We start from the raw sequence: 2935 nt of genomic DNA, 5'->3' as shown, positions 1-2935 counted from the left end.
AGTTCGACACCTGCCCGAAAGCACTTCGCTTCAAGCAGTTGCCGGTATTTCGCGTAGAGCAGCCCCGAAAGCATCCGAGCGCCCTTCGGGCCGAGCTGTGCCATCGTCTTCTTCTTCGCCATGAAGTCCAGATCTTCTGCGACGATGGGTTTGAGTTCGTCCTTCGCCCACGCCACCGCCGCCGACAGCGCATCGGACAGCACGGCCTCACGCTGGCCCGAGGTGGCATCTTCACGAAGCAACACGAAGCGCCTGGTGCGCAACAGGTTACCAAACGGGTCGGTCTCGGTGACGGCCAGGTGGTCCACATTGAAGTCGAGTCCCACCGCACCGTGCTGTGCGTCGAGCGTGCCCCGTCGGCCAGGCGCGTGGTTGAACGAAACCAATGCGCGCCAGTGACGCCCGTCCTAGTGCAGTCGCCAGGTCAGGGCGACATTCGTGGCCAGCGCCTCATCCGGCGCGGGGCGGTTGTGATTGAATACCACATCGCTGATGATGAGGTATTTGCGCTCGCCCTTCTTGCGCAGGCAGTCCGGCACTCACACCTTGAACTGGTAATGATCGTCGCCACATCCTGTGTCTCGTCAAGACGCGCCCGTCGGGTGTCGAGCTGGCGCTGCTGATTACGTATTGCCCTGAGCAGGTCCTTGCGCTCCGAGACCATCAACTCGTGCGTACCATCCAGCAGCCCCTGCAGGTCGATCGCTATCGCATTGAACATCCGGGCGGAGATGCCGTGCTCCCGGCAGAACGCCGTCTTGTGTGACTTGGTCTTGCCGCCGTTTGCAGCGATGCGCGCGTAGAGCTTGCGCTTCATCGTGCCGTATAACGCAGCCATCTCATCGAGGGTGCGTGCGTCGTGCGATGACAGGCGCAGCCGGGTCTGCGTGGTCGACTGCATCAGGCGGCCAGCGCACGCGCGTTCTTGCGGCTGCGCGAGCCGTACAGGCGCGACGAGAAGACCGTCAGGATTTCGACAAGGTCTTCCGTAAGCTGCTGCTCGCGGCTGGCATCGGGTGCGGCGTCCAGACCCACAACCTCGACGCGAAACAATTCGCAGATACGGAACAGCAATTCACTACCGAAACGCAACAGGCGGTCCTTCGTGACCAGCACGAGCCGGGCGACGCGTCCGCGAAGAATATCGAGAAGCAATCGCTGCAGCCCTTTCTTACGGTAGTTCAGGCCGCTGCCGAGGTCGGAAATGACTTCGATATCGGCGAAGCCAGCTTCGACGCAGTGCTTCTGCAGCCGCGAGACCTGTGTCAATAGCTGCCCAGCCTGGTCGTGCGATGAAACGCGCGCGTAACAAACCGTCTTGCCCGTTGCAGCAGGAGCCGCACCAGCCGCAGCCCGTGCCGTGTCATGCTGATACCGGCGGTGCCCACCCATGGTTCGGCAGGAAGGCAAGAACAGTCCCTGCCGATGTCAGCATCGCAGCGTACCTACTGCAACGCCCAGCTGCGTTGCTGCCTCGCCAATTGATAAGAGTCGCATCCGATATCTCCCGTGTGATATCGGGTGTAGTTCCCCTTTTTAAACGAGATGTTCAGGTTTTTGCAGATTCAACGATTACTGCTAGAAACCCGGTAGCAGATGAAGTGGCCGCGCTTCAGTACCAGATTTTGCAATAGTGTTATTCAGCGCCGGTCGCGTCGTGCCTGGTCAAAGTGAAGGTAATCTTTCGGATGGCGAGTTGTTGCATATGCAAATTAAAGTGGCGAACCTCGTCGGATATATCGTGAACGGAGTCAGTCATGGATGGTGAGTCACTAGCGCCTCGCCGAAACTCCTACCAAGAAATCGAACCGGAGAAAGATGTGCAAAACTCGGATGAAGGCATCGTCACTCACTACCTCGACAAGGTTGTCGCGTTGGGCGAGCAAAGTATGAGAGGCGACGCCGTAGCAGGGAAGATCCAACGGGTAGTCGACACGGCATTTACAGACTTCGATATCAGGTACTACGGTACCCCTGAAGCGAACAAGCTTCGATTCCTCGGGCATCTCAAGTTGAGAGCTGGCGTCCTTGCTCATTCCAGCCCTGCACAGGCCTCTGTGCTGATGAAAGCGCATGACATCGCAATGGGCAAACTATTCATCCGATAGGTGGATGACGCGTGGCATGACGATCTTGGTTTTGCGTATATCTGCCGGGACCCCGGACTTCACCTGAAACGGTGAGGTTTTTCGGGAGCAGCACGAGGCGATACAACACGGTCGAACCAGCATGGTTGTGACTAACGCGGCACAAGTCATTCGGGAGCTGCGTCAGTACATCAGGTTCCTCACGACGCTCATCTCAGGGCACCGTTAGCAGGACGGTTTGGGAGATTTCCCGTATCTCGGGACGCTAGGCATCCCGAGACTATCGGAACCGTCTCAGGCCGGGAACGGACCTGGTGACGTTGAGCAGATCTTAATCGCGCTGTGCATCGGCATCTGGTGCGAACACGCGATCAAGACTTCTTCGGATCCTTGGGAGCTGGCTTTGCCGCCGGTCCTGGCTTGTTTGGAATCACCGCGTGGGCGATAGGGGTTGGACCGGCACCGGGCTTGGGCGCACCGTGAGCAGCAGCAACCGTTGGTGATGGTCCGCCTGGATGCCCAAGCGGCGGATGCGCAACGACCGGATGATCCGGTAGATGGCCGCCGTGGTTCGCCATCACACGATGCAATTCTTCCTGTCGGTGAAATACCTCTGCGCGGTGATCGCCGTGAGCATAAAAGTGGCGATGGCGCTGACCATCGGGTCCCACCACCCAGATGTAAGTATCTCCGCCGACAATCGTTACGTCGCGCTCGGCCACGACAGCGACAAAGTTATCAGTCGGTAAAGGTTGATAAGCATCTTCAACGACAACAGGGGGCGGCGGGGGCGGGGGGGTTAGCGCGCCGGATATGACGTCATGGCCCTTGTTCGGGATCGTCTGCGG

The 2935-nt window shown here is 58.9% G+C and carries 3 protein-coding genes and 2 pseudogenes; 1 reads left to right on the top strand and 4 read right to left on the bottom strand.

The window, feature by feature from the left end:
• The 3 genes and pseudogenes from DK391_RS42650 to DK391_RS42640 all read right to left on the bottom strand — a co-directional run.
• Positions 1-326, bottom strand: a pseudogene (locus tag DK391_RS42650) (transposase); the annotation flags it as partial.
• 98 nt (positions 327-424) lie between these two features.
• Entirely contained in the window at positions 425-901 is a 477-nt protein-coding gene (locus DK391_RS42645) for a hypothetical protein (RefSeq protein WP_109484029.1), read from the bottom strand.
• Positions 901-1497, bottom strand: a pseudogene (locus DK391_RS42640) (IS607 family transposase). The gene DK391_RS42645 and the pseudogene DK391_RS42640 overlap by 1 nt, the downstream one beginning before the upstream one ends.
• A 260-nt stretch (positions 1498-1757) precedes the next feature.
• Between DK391_RS42640 and DK391_RS42635 the strand changes: the two are divergent.
• The gene (locus tag DK391_RS42635; protein WP_109484028.1) at positions 1758-2108 is read left to right on the top strand and encodes a hypothetical protein; all 351 of its coding nucleotides are present in this window, start codon (positions 1758-1760) and stop codon (positions 2106-2108) included.
• Positions 2109-2458: 350 nt separating this feature from the next.
• On the opposite strand, the gene DK391_RS45125 is transcribed toward DK391_RS42635, so the two are convergent.
• Positions 2459-2926 carry a hypothetical protein gene (locus DK391_RS45125; RefSeq protein WP_239483111.1) on the bottom strand — a complete coding sequence of 156 codons (468 nt, stop codon included), beginning with the start codon at positions 2924-2926 and terminating at the stop codon, positions 2459-2461.
• Positions 2927-2935 lie beyond the last annotated feature (9 nt).

Source organism: Paraburkholderia sp. C35, assembly GCF_003121405.1.
Classification (GTDB): Bacteria; Pseudomonadota; Gammaproteobacteria; order Burkholderiales; family Burkholderiaceae; genus Paraburkholderia.
Note: the sequence above shows the minus strand (reverse complement) of the source record. Positions and strands in the feature narration are given on the sequence as shown.